This is a genomic window from Pseudomonas sp. GW-45 (assembly GCF_056896675.1).
In genome coordinates, this window is the sequence record NZ_CM167674.1 from 1338300 (window position 1) to 1355586 (window position 17287).

At 50.5% G+C, this 17287-nt stretch carries 15 protein-coding genes; 13 read left to right on the plus strand and 2 right to left on the minus strand.

The annotated features are described in order from the left end of the window. The first annotated feature begins 17 nt into the window (after window positions 1-17). The 7 genes from AC1XYH_RS06060 (at window position 18) to AC1XYH_RS06090 (ending at window position 7331) form a co-directional block, all read left to right on the plus strand. A complete protein-coding gene (locus AC1XYH_RS06060) occupies window positions 18-1628 on the plus strand; it encodes a hypothetical protein (protein WP_483325733.1) in 1611 nt (536 codons plus the stop codon). Window positions 1629-1749: 121 nt separating this feature from the next. Beyond that, window positions 1750-2811, plus strand: coding sequence for an ankyrin repeat domain-containing protein (locus AC1XYH_RS06065; protein WP_483325734.1), 1062 nt, complete (start codon window positions 1750-1752; stop codon window positions 2809-2811). A gap of 259 nt (window positions 2812-3070) precedes the next feature. After that, window positions 3071-3340 (plus strand): hypothetical protein, encoded by a 270-nt coding sequence (locus AC1XYH_RS06070; RefSeq protein WP_483325735.1) that lies wholly within the window; start codon window positions 3071-3073, stop codon window positions 3338-3340. A gap of 83 nt (window positions 3341-3423) precedes the next feature. After that, window positions 3424-3921 (plus strand): SMI1/KNR4 family protein, encoded by a 498-nt coding sequence (locus AC1XYH_RS06075; protein ID WP_483325736.1) that lies wholly within the window; start codon window positions 3424-3426, stop codon window positions 3919-3921. 86 nt (window positions 3922-4007) lie between these two features. Continuing rightward, the gene (locus tag AC1XYH_RS06080) at window positions 4008-4580 is read left to right on the plus strand and encodes an HNH endonuclease (RefSeq protein ID WP_483325737.1); all 573 of its coding nucleotides are present in this window, start codon (window positions 4008-4010) and stop codon (window positions 4578-4580) included. A 239-nt stretch (window positions 4581-4819) separates the two neighbouring features. Next, a complete protein-coding gene (locus tag AC1XYH_RS06085) occupies window positions 4820-5497 on the plus strand; it encodes a glutathione S-transferase family protein (RefSeq protein ID WP_483325738.1) in 678 nt (225 codons plus the stop codon). 544 nt (window positions 5498-6041) lie between these two features. Further along, window positions 6042-7331 carry an MgtC/SapB family protein gene (locus tag AC1XYH_RS06090; RefSeq protein WP_483325739.1) on the plus strand — a complete coding sequence of 430 codons (1290 nt, stop codon included), beginning with the start codon at window positions 6042-6044 and terminating at the stop codon, window positions 7329-7331. Window positions 7332-7453: 122 nt separating this feature from the next. On the opposite strand, the gene AC1XYH_RS06095 is transcribed toward AC1XYH_RS06090, so the two are convergent. Then, window positions 7454-8401 (minus strand): helix-turn-helix domain-containing protein, encoded by a 948-nt coding sequence (locus tag AC1XYH_RS06095; RefSeq protein ID WP_483325740.1) that lies wholly within the window; start codon window positions 8399-8401, stop codon window positions 7454-7456. A 206-nt stretch (window positions 8402-8607) separates the two neighbouring features. On the opposite strand from AC1XYH_RS06095, the gene AC1XYH_RS06100 reads away from it, so the two are divergent. The 4 genes from AC1XYH_RS06100 (at window position 8608) to AC1XYH_RS06115 (ending at window position 13751) form a co-directional block, all read left to right on the plus strand. Continuing rightward, the gene (locus AC1XYH_RS06100; RefSeq protein ID WP_483325741.1) at window positions 8608-10014 is read left to right on the plus strand and encodes an ethanolamine ammonia-lyase subunit EutB; all 1407 of its coding nucleotides are present in this window, start codon (window positions 8608-8610) and stop codon (window positions 10012-10014) included. Beyond that, a complete protein-coding gene (eutC, locus tag AC1XYH_RS06105; protein WP_483325742.1) occupies window positions 10011-10895 on the plus strand; it encodes an ethanolamine ammonia-lyase subunit EutC in 885 nt (294 codons plus the stop codon). The genes AC1XYH_RS06100 and eutC overlap by 4 nt, the downstream gene beginning before the upstream one ends. Before the next feature lie 88 nt (window positions 10896-10983). Next, a complete protein-coding gene (gene eat, locus AC1XYH_RS06110) occupies window positions 10984-12387 on the plus strand; it encodes an ethanolamine permease (RefSeq protein ID WP_483325743.1) in 1404 nt (467 codons plus the stop codon). 185 nt (window positions 12388-12572) lie between these two features. Then, a complete protein-coding gene (locus tag AC1XYH_RS06115; RefSeq protein WP_483325744.1) occupies window positions 12573-13751 on the plus strand; it encodes an alpha/beta fold hydrolase in 1179 nt (392 codons plus the stop codon). Here AC1XYH_RS06115 and AC1XYH_RS06120 read toward each other — a convergent pair. Continuing rightward, window positions 13748-14146 (minus strand): hypothetical protein, encoded by a 399-nt coding sequence (locus AC1XYH_RS06120; protein ID WP_483325745.1) that lies wholly within the window; start codon window positions 14144-14146, stop codon window positions 13748-13750. The genes AC1XYH_RS06115 and AC1XYH_RS06120 overlap by 4 nt on opposite strands. Before the next feature lie 173 nt (window positions 14147-14319). Here AC1XYH_RS06120 and AC1XYH_RS06125 point away from each other — a divergent pair, with 173 nt between their 5' ends. Then, the gene (locus tag AC1XYH_RS06125; RefSeq protein WP_483325746.1) at window positions 14320-16020 is read left to right on the plus strand and encodes an Hsp70 family protein; all 1701 of its coding nucleotides are present in this window, start codon (window positions 14320-14322) and stop codon (window positions 16018-16020) included. Then, a complete protein-coding gene (locus AC1XYH_RS06130; RefSeq protein ID WP_483325747.1) occupies window positions 16017-17285 on the plus strand; it encodes a J domain-containing protein in 1269 nt (422 codons plus the stop codon). Before AC1XYH_RS06125 ends, AC1XYH_RS06130 begins: the two co-directional genes overlap by 4 nt. The last annotated feature ends 2 nt before the right edge of the window (window positions 17286-17287 follow it).

Genomic DNA, 17287 nt, shown 5'->3' on the forward strand with positions numbered 1-17287 from the left:
GGAAATAACATTTAAGTATGCCAAATAATCCTTTTGAAGACTTTATCGACTTTTTAGCCAACAAGCACGGCGAAGAGCTTTGGGTTACAGTCTATAAGCGCGAGCCAATTAACAATACTGATCATGATGGTGGAATGTATTGCGCCCTTGTTAGTCAAGAAAAAACGGAACAAGCAATAAAGCAACCTGGCTGGGATTTGATGATAGGCAGTGGGGGGCCGGGTTTTTGTACGTCATATCAAGATGGTGAAGAAGTTACGACTTACTACACCAATTCAGATGATGATTTTTTGAGACCAATTCTAGTTCGAGATTTTCATGGAAGAAAGGAAGACTACATAGAAATTCTTGAAGAGTTTCGCCTGTTTCACAACCTATATCATGACAACAAAACTGGCTCTTTTCTTAGCTTTGATGAAGTCGGTGATGAAGTTGAAGTGATAAAAGTGGAACGAAATGAAGTAAAAATCCGAAAACGATACTTACGTTCCTTTATGGCCGCACGCCAGATGAACCTGCTTCTATATTTTGAAATGACTCGGCATTACGAGCAGAGAACAGGCTTTTCTGACGACGTAAATGGTGAATCGCTTACCTACACAATCTATTCCGGAGATTCATATTCAGATGGATACACATCTTTTTCGAGGATCTTAGGAAAAAAGCTGATTCGATGTGAATCCGTGGAAAAGTGTGGTGTATGGCCATTTGAGCAAGAGAAGGTGTATCAGGATTTCATTATTGGTGGCGATATTGATGATCCCGAAATGTTTTCGTGTAACCCTGATTTGTTGGCTAATTATTTCGGCGCTAATCCTGATGCTCCTCATTACCTAACTCCAGTATTTTTTCGTAAAGAAGTTATGCAGAAATACTATAGTTCCTCTGATTATGAAATCACAGATGGGCATTTATATAGGACTGGTGCGTGGAGTTTGAGGTTTGATAATAATTCACCAAATCATGTGTCAGTATTTTTGGGTGATTTAGGCAGGGATTTGCCGAGTAAAGAACAAGTTTATTGGAAAAGCTTTAATTTGATACCCGACGGAAGAAAAATTAGTAGAACAAACTTTGAGCGGAGCTTTTTGGGCAATTTCTACGATGCTGAAAATCCAGAGCACAGATTTAAACAAAAGTTTAGAGACATCCAAGCATATTGGTACAAAAAATACGGCTGGTATCTTTTCTTGCCTCTTTCTACTAAGGATGAGCATTTCTATGAATCGTTGCGATCAATGCTAAGTAATGAACAGTCGGAATTTGACGCTCAAGTACTTGCTCTTACAAAAATCACGATAGACTCAATAAACGTTAAGTCTCTTAGAAATCACCTCGGAGTAACTGACAAATCGACTAAATCAATATCATTAATGGAAAATCTTCTTGAAAAGTTAGAATCCCCGCATTTTTCGGCTCTATCCAGTCTATTGAAAGGAGTTCAGTCTGTTAGATCAACTGGTGTAGCACATAGAAAAGGTACGGAATACGAAAAGACTATGTCAAAGCTAAATATTGATGAAGGGGACTACGCTTCTGAGTTCGATCAACTTTTATTAGGAATGCACTTTCTTTTCGAAGAAATTATGAAATTGGACTTAGAGAGCGATAATGAGCAACATGCCTAACAAAGCGCTGCTGTCGGACAAATTTTCCGCTGCGCTCCAAATTTGCCGCAGAGCGCGGCGTTAAGTACCCAAGCAAATTAATCCCTGTAGTGAAATATGGAAATCAAAAGGACTTCAATCGATGATTAAAAGATCCATCAGCTTAGCATTAATTTCGACCGCAGCTTTAACTGGCTGTACTTCTACTCCTACAGGAGATCTATACGGGAAGTATGATATGGGTGCTGACTTTAATGAGATGAAAGCACTGATGGATTCACCTGGATTTAGAGCGCAGGTAAACGATGGCACACATTATACAATTCCTACTTGCGGCTTTGCTGATAATAAAAATACCGCTGAAATTCTTGAGTACCTGATAAAAATTGGGGGGGCTGTAAATTCCTGTCACTCAGGTATATACCGTTATTTCACAACCCCTCTCCATGAAGCTGTAAAGGGCAACTCAATTAAGAATGCATCTATTCTATTAGCAAATGGCGCCGACCCAAATATTGAAAATTCCGATGGTGAAACGCCTTTAGGTATAGCAGAGCAGGAAGGCTATCACGACATTGAAGAAATGATTAACTCCTATGAAAATGATTGGCAAAAAGCCAAGTCAGACAACGAGATAAATGCTTTCAAAGAATATCTAGAGCAATACCCGAAGGCACTTCACTCGGATGAGGCTAAGTTGAAAGTAGCATTATTAGAGTCAATGAATGAGCCTGAGGTAAATGCAAGCGTTGTCGTGACGGAATCAGATGCGAAAGAACTCCAGCAAGAACAATTGGCAGCTGAAACGAACCAGATTCCACAATCAGAAGAGTCTAATAAACCTCTATCGAAGAGTACGGCGAGCAATGCTCAACCAATTCCGTTAGAGGAAAAAAAGGCAGAAGGGAGAGAAACACAAGCATCCACGCAAATCTCTATACCATCATCGCCTCAAATTGATTTCGCATGTGCTTTTTATTCTAGAAATCAGTGTGACGAGTACATAATGGATGATAAAGGACAAATAGATGATATGAAAACATTGTGCTTTCAGTCATTTGGTAATGTAGAAGCATCATGTAAGGTGGGAGTTCCAAATTGCTCCTATAGGACTTCTTGGGGTTTAAAGATTTCTTACGCCTACAATTCAGACAGTTTTTACTTTAAACAGTCATGTATAGATGGTGGAGGAGAACTGCGTTAAGACAGCTATATCTAGGCATGATCAATGAAAAAATGCCTGACAGGCACACTTTAAAAGCATTGCCCCTCAATGTATGCATATATTTTTGATAAATACCTTGTGTCAAATTGAGGTGCCGAGGATTAGCGTTTGCTAGCCTTGATTAACCTTTTCAATCGAACCTGACCCCGTTGTTTCCAAAGGTATAGCAGTTAGGTAACACGTGATGTGATTATGGTAATGGAGTCAAAGCTAAGAGCACTCAGGTGCTCATAAAGGTATGGTTTTTTCTACATCAGGTTTTCAAAATGGTGCTATTGAGTATGCAAGTAAACGAGGAATTGCAACGGTAAAAGTTCAACATGGCCATACAAGTTTTAATGCTAGGTCTGCTGAGCCAAAGCAATCCAGTTTTCCTCCTTGGGTAGTTTTTCCTGATTTTATTGGTTGGTTCAGATCTCTTACTAGTAACAATAATCAATCATTTAGTTTAGTCGAAAGTAAGCGGTTAACTTTCTTAACTGACTGGTATGTTCAAAATAATGCATAACAAGGCCATCTTGCAGATCTCCGTTTTCCGTCAACTTTTATGCAAAGAAACGCATAAAAGTCGCCATCAAACTACGACCGCAAATGGCGGCGTTAGCCTTTAAACAAGCAGAGATTGAGATATTGGACTGCGAACGTGAAATGCTGAAAGACTTGACGCTGCGTAGTCCGCATGTGTATTTCGATGACTATGGCAAAGGTTGCTCTGAGAATTGGATAGTTAAGGCGGAAGATTATTTGGGCTATAAGCTGCCTGGTTCATATAAATGGTGGTTGAAGAATTTTGGCGGCGGTGAAGTTGGTTTCGGTAATGAGATTTATAGTATTTACGGCATGGCGTTTGAAAACGTCGTTGGTGGCGATATTGTTTCTAATGCAATTTCTAATAAAAAGAATCTTGGTCTAGAGTCCAGCGACAAACTTTACTTTTATGAAGGTGACCATCATGAAGCCTATTTTAATATCGGAAAAGGGTTGAAAGACGGGGAGTATGAAGTGATAGGAAATAGCGATGGTAGACTGATCGTGTATAAAAACTTCTGCCGTTTTCTATCAAGGTTTATAGAGTATTATGCAGCTTAGGCTAACTATTCGCCTTTGCCGGACAATTTATTCACTGCTTCGCGGCTACAAAATTGCCGCAAAGCGCTAGGTCAGAGTACTTCTCTATGGAACACCTATCGCTATTCAGAATGCCAACACCAATGAAGATCACAGGGCGATCTTCAAGTATCACGAATGCGTTTATCAATTCCATAATTCCGGTTGTCTACCCTACCGCTTGTGAAGTACAAAATGCATTAGAAATTCTGGGTATGACACCGCAAACCTATCAATGCGCCTATTGCGGTGGTATCGCTTCGGAATGGGATCACCTTCGCCCTCTAATTAAAGACAAGAAGCCAACGGGTTTTATTTCAGAAATTCATAATCTGGTGCCATTTTGCGGAAAATGTAACCAATATAAGGGCAACAAGAATTGGAAAGCATGGATGCTTAGTAGCGCACAACTATCTCCTACCGTGCGCGGAGTTAGTGACATTGATGAACGTATCAAGCGCTTAGAAATTTACGAAGCTTCGAAAGCACCAACCAAAATGAATTTCGAGGCCATTGTTGGAAATGAAATATGGGCACAGCATCAAAATAATTTAAAGCGAGTACAGGCACTCATGCGCGAATCACAGGTACTTGCTGTCAAAGTTAATTCTGAAGTTGCAATTGCCTATAAAGCACTTTAACAACTGGCTCATACCGTTCGCAGCGCTTCGCTCGGGGCGGGCTAAAGCCGGCCCCGTTCGCAGCGCTTCGCTCGGGGCGGGCTAAAGCCGGCCTCTCAATAAAACGTTATAAGTAAAGGTCATTCCAACTACCGGTAAACTTGTTATGGTGGTTTTACAAGATTAAGATTATTGTTGGCTGAGTGTGGCTAAGCTTTCACTTATAGCTTTGTATTTCTATTAGGAATAATGAGAGTAATATGATTAAACTTCACGGTTTTTCTGCTAGCAATTATTATAACGTGCCTAAGCTTGCACTCCTTGAGAAAGGGGTTGCGTTTGAAGAAGTTCTTTCTTATACCGGTGTGGGTCCAAAGTATAAGCCTGAATATCTTGATAAAAGTCCGATGGGTAAAGTGCCGGCTCTGGAAACAGCTGAAGGCTTTATCAGCGAATCCCGTGCCATTTTAGAGTACATCGAGCGAGCATATCCGGATCATTCACTTCTGCCAGATACGGCTTTTGGCGTTGCGAAAGTGCATGAGTTGGCACAATTCATTGAGCTTTACTTTGAGCTTGTGGCTCGCCGCCTGATCCCTAATCTCTTGACAGGTACCGAGCCGGATCCGACCGTGCTAAAAGAGGTTGAGGCTAGCCTCGTTAAGGCAGTAGCTGCGCTCAAGAGACTGTCGACTTTTGAGCAGTTCGCTTATGGCGACCAATTTACCTTGGCGGATATTGCAGCCATCTTGAATCTTCCCATCGTGCGTAACGTGGGTAAAAAATTCCTGGGTAAGGATCTGTTGACCGAGGTTCCGGGCTTGGATGCTTATTGCATGCGAATGGAAGAGCGGCCCCATGTTAAGAAAATTCGCGCTGATGCAGAAGCAGATCGCCCGGGCTTTATGGCGCATTTGAAGATGTTATACGGGTTCTAATGCTAGTAGCTTTTTAACCCAGTGCTCCATTCCCCCGGCACATACGCGTGTGTCAGGGGAAGGAGTGTAATCATGGGTTTAATGCTTTTCTAACTTCTTGTTTGCTGATCTACGAATGATAGTCGGCGTCTGTAGGTGTGGGGCTCTCCTAGACCTTCATATGGGTGCCTAAGCGGCGACTTATGGATGAGTTTGTTCTGGCTCGGCAAATCAGTGTTGGAAGCAGGGTTTGGTTCCCAACCTTATCCTCAATATGCAGGCGCCGACGTATTCTCCTCAAACAAAGCCTGAACATTCTTTAGCTAACGGCCTTAGATTGAAGAAGCCCGAGTTGGTGGTGTTTACTGCTATGGTGTGCCTTGTCGCGGAGCGCTCCGCGCACGGCGTCTCTGATTTGAGCCTGCACTTAGAATGCGCGGCAGGAGTGCAGATAAAACTGTGCTGCAGGGCACGGTAGAGAGAATAAGTACATTTTTCGTTTACCTATAGCGGTGGACGGTTTCATTCCAGATTCAGAAGCGATTCCGCGGGTTGAAGCGAGTTTATGCCAGAGCTGCAAATGCCATTTGCCGTCACCGGCCAGATGCAAACTGCCTTTCACTTAACTGTGGCGCTGTTGCTGGGCGCATTGATAGGCCTGCAACGAGGTTGGGAGGCGCGTGATAAACAAGCCGGTGAGCGCATCGCGGGTTTGCGCACCCATGCGTTGGTGGGGCTCACCGGTGGCATAGCTACATTGTTGGCCCAGGCAGTAACTTTGTGGCTGCTGCCAACGATGTTGCTGGTGGTCGCCGGGCTTGCTATCAGCGCCTATTACGCTCGCAGCGTGGCTACCCATGATTACAGTATTACCGGCATCATAGGCCTGCTTTTAACCTTTAGCTTTGGTGCGTTGGCTACCGCTGGCGAGGTCGTCCCAGCGGCAATGGCTGCCGTGATCACCACCATGATTCTGGACAATAAACAGGAAATTCACGGTGCATTAAAAAAGCTGCAAGCGTATGAGCTGGATGCAGCCCTAAAACTACTGGTGATATCGGTAGTTGTATTACCGCTTTTGCCGCGCCAAGGATTTGGCCCTGGGCAGGCATTGAATCCGTATGAGATCTGGTGGATGGTCGTGTTGATCGCGTCGATCTCGTTTGTGGGCTATTTTGCAGTACGAATCGCTGGCCCCAAAAAAGGGATTCTGTTCACTAGCCTGTTTGCTGGGTTGAGCTCTTCAACCGCATTAACACTGCATTTTGCCCGTATTTCGCGTAACCAGAATCAGCTTTCATCGCTGTTAGCGGCTGGCATTTTACTAGCCTGTGGCACCATGTTGCCGCGTATCTTGCTCTACTGTCTGATTATCAGTCCGTCTTTACTCAGCATGCTGGTGTTGCCGTTACTAGTTATGACGCTGGTACTGTATTTACCGGCCCTGTTGATCGGCTATAGGGATCGAAGCGCCAATATCAGTCAGCCTGAACTGAGCAAGAACCCACTGGATCTCAAGTCAGCCCTGATCCTTGGGGGGTTGCTGGTAATTATTCTATTGCTGGCCGAATGGTTGCAGGTATGGCTGGGGGATGCAGGTATTTATCTATTAGCTGCCGTTTCAGGTCTGACTGACGTAGACGCTATTACTTTGTCGCTAACCCGGTTGAATGTGGCCGAAACTATTGATCCCTCCGTTGCGGTCACAGGCATCGTGATCGCTGCTTCTGTGAACAATCTCTTCAAGGCAGGGCTTGCGGTGGCGATCGGTAAACATGGTCTCGGTCGCAAGGTAGCTGTGCCCATGGTGTTGTCACCTATTGCGGGGCTGCTGTGCATATGGTTGATGGCCTGATAACTCAGCTATGATCACAGATGGTTTAACTCTTATTCTAACTATCTGGCTGTTTTAATTGACAATATTTGAAGAGCATTCGGGATTGAACACTCATTTTTCATACGTATTTTCAATAAGGCCTACTTAACACGCCTCACCGTCTCCGACGGGTTCTCCCCAAACAACGCTTTGTAATCCTTTGCAAATTGGCCCGGATGCCAGAAGCCCCAGTTGGCAGCTGTTATGGCGATGGGGGTCTCGTGCCGTGGGTCGCTTAGCGCACGGCGTACCTGATTTAAGCGAGCGGTGCGCAGAAATTGCAGTGGGCTGATACCGAGGATGCTTTCAAAGCTATATTGCAAGGTGCGACGGCTAACGTGGGTGAGTTCGCAGAGTTCAGTCATGCTCACGGCGGCGTTGGGGTTGCCGACGATGTGTGCTTTAACCTTATCGACTACCTGTTTGCGATGGGTGTAACTGGGCGCTGTCTCGGTGGTCAGGTTGTCTTCACTGAGTAGCTCGAGCAGGGCGTTGCTGGCGAGATCTTGCTGTAGTTGGCTGTTTAGGCCGTTGGCGCTGTGGTTGACCACCCTTTCTAGCAGGTAGCGCACTTGATCCAGGCGCTTTTGGGCAACGGTCAGGCGTGTCGCCTCTTCCAGGCGAGCAAGGTCTAGCGTGCGGCCTTCACGCTCTGCGGCGCGCAGCAATACGTCTTCTTTGACGACTATGCCGTAGATGTCGAAGGCATCTGGGGTCATCAATTCAAAATCGCGGTCGCCGGGGCGGCACATCAACTGATTGCTGTCGACGGTCAGGCCGTTGATGCGGCAGTCCGCCGTTTGCGCGGGAATGCCCAGCCAGATTGATTCCTTCCAGACGTTGCATTGTTGCCTCAAGGCGCGGTTGGTGTGTTCCTTGAAGAGCTGAAATCCCTCCAGCGCGACCTCGTCAATACGCCCATAAAATCGGCCGCCGGCTAACTGGTCATATTCCTGCTGCCAGTTGGTCAGGTTGTGGGCGTGTTCATCGGCGTCCTGTGCCTCGCGTGTGCTCCGTCCTGGTGCATTGAGCGATGAAGTTGGTTGCATGGGTGGGCGCCCGGGGTCTTCTTCTGCGTAGGAATTGTTCGTCATAAGTGTTGGTATGACGCCAAGCCACTGAATTACATAAAAAAATCCGATTTGCCAAAATTTGATAGTGGTTTGGTACGGTCGTCGCAGGCTAACAGGTATCAATTGCTGCGGTTACGCGACGTTGTCGCATTTTAGCAGCAAGTTCTGTGCCTGAGGTAACCATGAGCCAAACCTATCGCTACATATTGGGTAGCAAGACCTATCAGTTTCACAACCTCGCCGATTTGATGGCCAAGGCTACGCCGCAGCGTTCAGGCGATCGCTTGGCAGGCGTAATCGCGTTATCGGCGGAAGAACGCGCCGTGGCGCAGATGACCTTGGCTGATGTACCGCTCAAGACTTTTTTGAACGAAGCGCTGGTGCCCTATGAGCAGGACGAAATCACCCGACTGATCATGGATGAGCATGACGCCGAGGCCTTTGCGCCTATTGCGCATCTTACCGTAGGCGACTTTCGCAACTGGCTGCTGAGCGATCACGCTACCCCTGAGGTGCTGCGCGCCGTGCAATGGGGTATCACGCCTGAAATGGCGGCGGCGGTCAGCAAGATCATGCGTAATCAAGATCTGATTCTGGTCGCGAAAAAGTGTCACGTCACCACGGCCTTTCGCAACACCATCGGCTTGCCGGGCCATCTCTCTACGCGCCTGCAACCCAATCACCCGACTGATGATGTGAACGGCATTGCCGCCAGTATTCTCGACGGACTGCTGTACGGCAACGGCGACGCGGTGATCGGCATCAACCCGGCAACCGATAACGTTTCCCAAGCGATCAAACTGATGCAGTTGATGGGCGAGGTGATCGAGAAGTACGAGATCCCAACCCAGTCGTGTGTGCTGACACACGTGACCAATACCATCGAGTGCATTGAAGCGGGCGCCCCGGTAGATCTGGTGTTCCAGTCGATCGGCGGTACAGAGGCGACCAACAGCAGCTTTGGCTTCAATCTGAATACCCTGGCCGAGGCGCAAGAGGCGGCGTTGAGCCTCAAGCGCGGCAGCGTTGGCGATAACGTGATGTACTTTGAGACGGGGCAGGGCAGCTCGCTCTCGGCCAACGCGCATCGTGGGCTGGACCAGCAAACCTGTGAGGCGCGCGCCTACGCGGTAGCGCGCAAATTCAAACCGCTGCTGGTGAATACCGTGGTGGGTTTTATCGGCCCTGAGTATCTGTTTGACGGTAAGGAAATTACCCGCGCCGGACTGGAAGATCACTTCTGCGGCAAGTTGCTCGGTGTGCCCATGGGCTGTGACGTTTGCTACACCAATCATGCCGAAGCTGACCAGAATGATATGGATAATCTGCTCACGCTGCTCGGTGTGGCGGGCTGCTCCTTTGTGATGGGTATTCCCGGTTCAGACGACATCATGCTGAATTACCAGACTACCTCTTTTCACGATGCGCTCTACGTACGCCGTGTGCTGGGTTCACGCCCGGCGCCGGAGTTTGAGCAGTGGTTAACTCGCATGCAGATCATGCGTGATGCTGATCGTCACATCTTGAACGACGCGCTGCCCGAGCCTTTCGCTCGCTCGCTTAAGGCAATGCCGGGAGGCCGCGCATGAGCGACCGCAAACCGGAGGGCGTTAGCGTCCAGCCTGCAGATAGCCAGGCTGAACAGCACCTGCAAAACGGCAAGGTAGTAGAAAATCCTTGGCGTCGACTGCGCGAATTTACCGACGCCCGCATTGGCCTTGGTCGCGCCGGTATCAGCCTACCCACCAGTGAGATGCTGGCGTTTCAATTGTGCCATGCGCAGGCCCGTGACGCGGTGCATTTTCCGCTGGATGTGCAGGCGTTGTGCCGGGAGCTGAGCGATCTGCCTGGCCTATCGCAATCGCCTGCCTTGCGATTGCATTCACAGGCAGCGGATCGCGTGAGTTATCTGCAGCGGCCGGATTTAGGCCGTGTGTTGGACGACGCTTCACGAGAACAAATCATCGCTTTGCCTTCAGCCAGCGCCGCAGCCAAGAGCGACCTCGCGATTGTCATCGTCGATGGCTTGTCGTCATTGGCGGTGCAGCAGAACACGGTTGCGTTTTTGTCGCCCCTGCTGGCGTTACTGCAAGCCGAGAAAGAGCCCTGGAGCTTAGCCCCCATCAGCGTGGTGGAGCAGGGCCGCGTCGCTGTGGGTGATGACATTGGCGAGCTGCTCAATGCCCGTGCGGTGTTGCTGCTGATCGGTGAGCGCCCCGGTCTCAGTTCGCCAGACAGCCTGGGCCTGTACCTGACGTGGGACGCCAAGCCCGGCCTTAACGACTCGGCGCGTAACTGTATTTCCAACGTGCGTCCGGCGGGCCTGAGTTATGCCGAGGCAGCGCGGCGCGTGCTGTATCTGCTGCGCGAAGCACGGCGCCTGAAGCTGTCTGGCGTGAAGCTGAAAGATCGTACCCAGGACGATGTGATTGAACACAGCGGGGGCAAGAATTTCTTGGTTTCTGAGTAGCGGTGAAGAGGGAGCAATGGCTCGGAGATCAGCAATAAAGCGCTTTAAACCAGACGTAACTTTCAACTAGAAAAGTAGAGGATTCACCATGTCGACAGACAATCAGGAGTACCTTGCCAAACGGCAACTCAAGCGCGGTACCGCAGGCTGGATTCTGCTCGCGGGGCTGGGTGTGTCTTATGTGATCTCCGGTGATTTTGCCGGCTGGAACTTCGGTATTGCGGAAGCGGGTTGGGGCGGCTTTGCGATTGCCGCCGTGCTGATGGCGGTGATGTACCTGACGCTGGTGCTGTCGCTGGCAGAAATGTCCGCCGCTATCCCGGCAGCGGGTGGCGGTTACAGCTTTGCCCGGCAGGCGATGGGGCCGACCGGTGGCTTTATGACGGGCTTGGCAGTGTTGATTGAGTACGCATTAGCACCGGCGGCTATCGTTATCTTTATTGGCTCTGCGGTGGAATCCCTACTCGGTTTTAACGGCCCTTGGGTATACGCGGCTTTCTATCTGGTGTTCGTGGGTATTCACCTGGCCGGTGTGGGTGAAGCGCTGAAGGTGATGATGGTCATCAGTGGTCTGGCGGTGTTTGCGATTGTTGCCACTGGCATTGCGTTGTTGATGCACTTTGATGCATCAAATCTGTTTGATATCGCAGTAACCGATGCTGCGGGCGCAAGCGATATGCTGCCGCTGGGCTGGTACGGCGTATGGGCGGCGTTGCCGTTTGCCATGTGGTTGTTCCTCGCAGTAGAGGGCGTGCCGTTGGCTGCAGAAGAAGCCAAAGACCCGGGCAAGGACGTACCCAAGGGCATCATCGGTGCTATGGTCTTCCTGCTGTTTACTGCGCTTATGGTGGTGGTACTGGTACCGGGTGCAGCAGGCGCCAAGCTGATGGGTGAAAGCGCGGTGCCCCTAGTCGATGCATTGAATGCTACCGGCAACGGCAGCCTGGCGACATTGGTTAACGTGCTGGGTCTGGCGGGTCTGGTGGCCTCGTTCTTCTCGATCATCTACGGCTACAGCCGTTTGGTGTTTGCGCTGTCTCGGGCGGGTTATCTGCCCAAGTCTTTGTCATTGACCACGTCGCGCAAGGTGCCAGCACGGGCGCTGATCGTGCCGGGCATCTTCGGATTCTTGGCTTCTCTGAGCGGTGAGGGCGACTTGATGCTGGCGATGGCGGTAGTCGGTGCGACAGTCTCTTACGCGTTGATGGCGCTGAGTCATATCCTGTTGCGCGTTAAGCAACCTGATCTGGTACGCCCTTACAAGACGCCGGGCGGTGTGGTGACCTCAAGTATCGCGCTGGTGCTATCGTTGATCGCACTGACTGGCGTGTATGCCTTTGATCCACGCGCGTTCTTTTATACCGTGGTGCTCTTCGTAATCGGGGGTGCTTACTACTTCGGCTATAGCCGCAAGCACTTAGTAGCTAAAACCGCCGACGAGGAATTTGCCATGCTGGCAGAGGCCGAGTCTGATCTGGTGGTTGCAAGCTGAGCGAGTAGGGCGTCGAGTTATAAAAAAGGGCCGCTAATTCAGCGGCCCTTTTTTGGTTTATCCATTCGTTAAATGTCTGCCTATTGCCATAGTAGAGCAGCCGCGGGACTGCTTGACCCAAGATGGCGGGATGGCTAGCGTGAAGTGCTTGCTTACCGCAGCATCTTAAAAAAGAAGATACCCGCATGCCTGACGTTAGCCCCAATACGGTTACAGCCACCATCAAAGCAAACCTGGCTTCGCAACTGCCGCCCGGCATTCGGTCGCGCCAGATAGATAATGGCAACGGCTTAAATATGCATATTCTGGAGGCCGGGTTCGAGCAACCGGGACGCGAGTGTGTGTTGTTGTTGCATGGCTTTCCGGAGCTGGCTTACACGTGGCGCAAAATCATGTTGCCGCTGGCGGAAGCGGGCTACCACGTGATCGCCCCGGATCAACGAGGCTATGGCCTGACCGAAGGTGGCGATACGCGCTATGAGGGCGATATCAGTCAGTACCGTTTGCTCAATATGGTACGTGACGTTTTAGGACTGGTTTTTGCCTTGGGCTATAAGTCAGTGGCCGCCGTGGTGGGGCGTGATATCGGCTCACCGGTGGCCGCGACCTGCGCTCTGACTCGCCCGGATGTTTTCTGCTCGGTAGCACTCATGAGCGCACCTTATCCCGGCGTGCCCGGTTTTCGTTTTGATGGCGTTAATAGCGCTGCAAAGGCGGCTAAGGTGCATCAGGATCTAGCGGCGCTGACGCCACCGCGTCTGCATTATCAGCTTTACTTGTGCATGCCGGACGCCAATGCCCACATGCTGGCTTGCCCGCAGGGTATGCATGATTTTCTGCGTGCCTATTACCATATGAAAAGTGCCGATTGGGCCGGTAATGATCCCGCGCCTTTAGCATCGGCCAATGCTGCGGATCTAGCGGCCATGCCTGAGTACTATGTTATGGCCCTGGGCAAAACCATGCCGGAAACTGTTGCCGCTGCCATGCCCTCCGCGCGTGAGATTGCAGCCTGCGATTGGCTGCCAGACGAGGAGCTGGCGGTGTATTCGAGCGTCTTTGCGGACACAGGTTTGCAAGGCGGTTTGCAGTGGTATCGCGCGCTGGGCTCGGCGGAGAATCAGGCTGAGATGCTGTTGTTTGCTGGCAAGACGATTACAGTGCCGTCTTGTTTTATGGCAGGAGCCAGTGACTGGGGAATCTACCAAAGCCCCGGGGCTTTTGAGGCAATGCAGAGCCGTGCCTGCAGCGATATGCGCAGCTGCGATCTGATTCCCGGTGCGGGCCATTGGTTAGAGCTGGAAAAACCCCAGATTGTGATTGAGAAGCTACTTGGGTTCCTTGCCTCGCTGCAAAAAGCTTAAGCGCCGCGCAAGAGGTCTTGACTGTCGAGCAGGGCGTAGACGATCTCTGGGTGCGCTTCAAAGCTGCGTCGAATCGCTGCGGGAATTGATTTGCGCGTCTTGCGGCATAGCCCGGCTTGCGGCGCAAAGCGAAAGCCAATGCCACGCATAGTGCGCACCTCATTCAGGCCGGGACCTATCTCCAGAACAATACCCAATTGTTCGTACATGCGCTGCTGTAACATTTCCAACTCTGGCAGGTCGGTGATGCTTTCCAGTCGCACGAGCAGGCGTTTTTCTTCATGCAGCGTCAGCCGCAGAATGCGGGCGTCAGCAGCTGGACCATCCACTAAGGCGTCGCGATCACAATCGCAGGTGCAGGGCGGGCAAGGTTGGCGTAGTGCGTTAGACGTCATGGCAGGCTGCGCTATCGGGTGTGTGATTATCCTGCGTTTTTTCTCGCTTGGGCGCAATGAGCTTACCCTCCACGGTAGAGCAAGACATTTACATAAGACCGTTTTCGCTAATTCTGCGGAAGGGCGCGTGTATAATTCCGCGCGAAGTCGATAACCCGATAAAAGGATGCTGTATGGCCGTGGTCGGCATTGATCTTGGTACTACCAATAGCCTGGTGAGTGTTTGGCGTGACGACGCCAGCGTTATTATCCCCAACGCGCTTGGCGACCTGCTAACCCCTTCGGTGGTCAGTGTGGACGAGCAAGGTATGGTGCAGGTGGGCAAGTCTGCCAAAGACCGCCTGGTTACCCATCCGGAATTCACTGCGTCCCAGTTCAAGCGCTTGATGGGCTCAGCTGAAAAAGTCAGGCTCGGCAAGCGTACTTACTCCCCTGAGGAGCTATCTGCACTGTTGCTCAAACAGCTCAAGGCAGATGCTGAGAATTATCTGGGTGAGCCAGTTGATGAGGCGATTATCAGCGTACCGGCGTACTTTAATAACCATCAGCGTACTGCAACCTTAAATGCTGCTCGACTGGCTGGTTTGAAAGTTGAACGTTTGATCAACGAGCCCACGGCAGCTTCTCTGGCATACGGTATTCAGGAATCTGAAGAAGAGCGCCGATTTATAGTAGTCGATTTGGGCGGCGGTACACTCGATGTATCCATTCTTGAGAAATTCGAAGACCTGTTGGAAGTACACGCCACCAGTGGCGATAGCTTCCTGGGCGGTGAAGATTTTACCTTTGCGATGGTCGGTGCTGTGTGCGAACAGCTAAAGCGCGAGCGTCAGTCGCTTACACGAGAGGAGAGCGCGCACCTGTATCGCTTGTGTGATGAAGCGAAAAAGGCGTTGGCTGAACAACATGAGGTGTATTTGACCGCGAACATTGGTGGCGCCGCACAAGATATTCGCTTTACTCGTGAGGATTTCAGCGCCTGTTGTGATGCTTTGCTCCAGCGCATTCGCGATCCGATTGAACGGGCTGTGCGCGACTCGGGCATGGGCCGTGAAGACTTCGATGAGGTGATTTTGGTGGGTGGTGCCTCGCGCATGCCGTTGGTGCGCAACTTTGTTGGTCGGCTGTTTGGCCGCATTCCCTCTAGCATCATTGACCCTGATTTGGTGGTAGCCATGGGCGCAGCTATTCAGGCAGCACTGAAGCAACGTAATCAAAGCTTACGCGATACCGTTCTCACTGATGTATGCCCATTTTCGTTGGGCATTGAGACCGCCAAGGACCTCACGCAGGGCCATAAAGCTGGTTTTTATCACGTGATTATCCCGCGTAATACGGTGGTTCCGGTAAGTCGAGTAGACCGCTTTTATACCGTTAGCGATCATCAAAAAGCAGTTCAGCTGGTGGTGTTTCAGGGTGAGCAGCGGCTCGTGCGTCACAACATAGAAATCGGTCGTCTAGAGGTGTCGGTACCCCGTAATAAGGCGGGTCTTGAGTCAGTGGACGTCCGTTTTACCTACGACATAAACGGTGTTTTGGAAGTCCAAGCCGAGGTGATCAGCACCGGTACGCGCTCACATTTGGTTATTCAGAACACGACTACTGAGCTGGATGAATCGCAACTCGCGAGGCTAATAAAAGAGATGGAAAAGCTTAAGTTTCATCCACGCGAGCACAGCGCCAACATCGCCTTGCTGGGCGAAGCTGAGCGTATGTGGGCAGAATCTCTGGGCGAGGAGCGCGAATACATCGAGGAGCTGATTCAAGTGTTTGAGCTGGTGATGGATTCTCAGGATGTGCGACGTTGTGATGCAGCCCGAGTTGAGCTTGAAAAACGCCTAGGCGATATTAAAGCTCAGCGAGGTCACTGGTGAGCTGTTGGCAGACACTGGGTGTTGAACCTGGCAGCGATCAGAGAATTATCAAACGTGCCTATGCCCGGCTACTCAAAAATGTACATCCCGAAGAACACCCAGAAGACTTTATGGCGTTGCGTGAAGCTTATGAGCTTGCGTTGGCCAAGGGACCCAAAGCATCGCCGCGCCGCGTCTTTGATACTGATTTAGGTAGACCTGAAAGCGAATGGCTGTCGCAGCCTAATTCTGAATCCACGCCCGAATCCTTACCTATGCCGGAACAGGCTCTCAATCCTGAACCCGGTGTCTCGTTAGAGAGTCAGGCTAAACATGTAGCTGAACGGGAAGCCGCGCGGCAAGTTCTGGCGGATGGGCGCACGCGGATCCAACAGGAACACTGGCAGCGAGAGCAGGCTTTACGCGAAGAACGGGGCCGTGCGCAGCAGCATTTGAACGAGCTAGTCGACTATGGGCTGCGGCTATTAAATGACCCCGAACGATGCGCAGACTCAGCGAGTTGGGAGGCCTTCTTGCTGCAGCCGGAGTTGCACAGCCTCGAGGTGAGACTAGCAGTGGGCCGTGGCCTATTAGTTGGATTAATGGGCAAGCTAAGCGATCGGGCGAGTGCTCCCATCCCCGCTGAGATCTTGGTCCGTCTGGATGAGTGTTTCCAGTGGGGTGCTGATCAGAGTTTGCAGTGGTCGCTGGAGGATGAGTCTATTGAGCGACTCAGTCTGCTACTTGCAGCCGCTCGCGAAAGCTTGGCGGCACCACCACGTAAGATTTGCTGGCGCTGGTTAGGCCAGACCATGTTCAATTTAAAAGGTCGAATTACCCGCGGCGAATATCTTTTAGGTATGGCGGCTGTGTTAGGTATAGCAGCGAGTGTTCTGCGTCTGACCGATGCGCTTCTACCGAGTGGTCTACAAGATAAAGTATGGCTTGTAGCGCTGTTGTTGTTGGTTTACAGCTTCCTCATTTCGTATATGAAGCGGCTGGGTGATTCCGGAACTAACATCCTGGTTGCTTTACTTGTCGGCATTGCACTGCCTTTTGCTTTTTTTGTGTTTGCTATGCTGGGCCGGGAGCGCGAGTTGAATGCCAATAACCCACAAAGCAAGTTTGTTGATTTATATGAGGTAGCGCTTGCAGAATTGTTTCGAGGGGGGGGTACGCTCAGCATGGCAACGCATGCGCGCAATTTTATACGCTGCATTCATCCCAACTTGGCGTATGTGGTGATCTGTAGCTGGGGACTTAACGTTTATTCAATGATGAGCTGAGC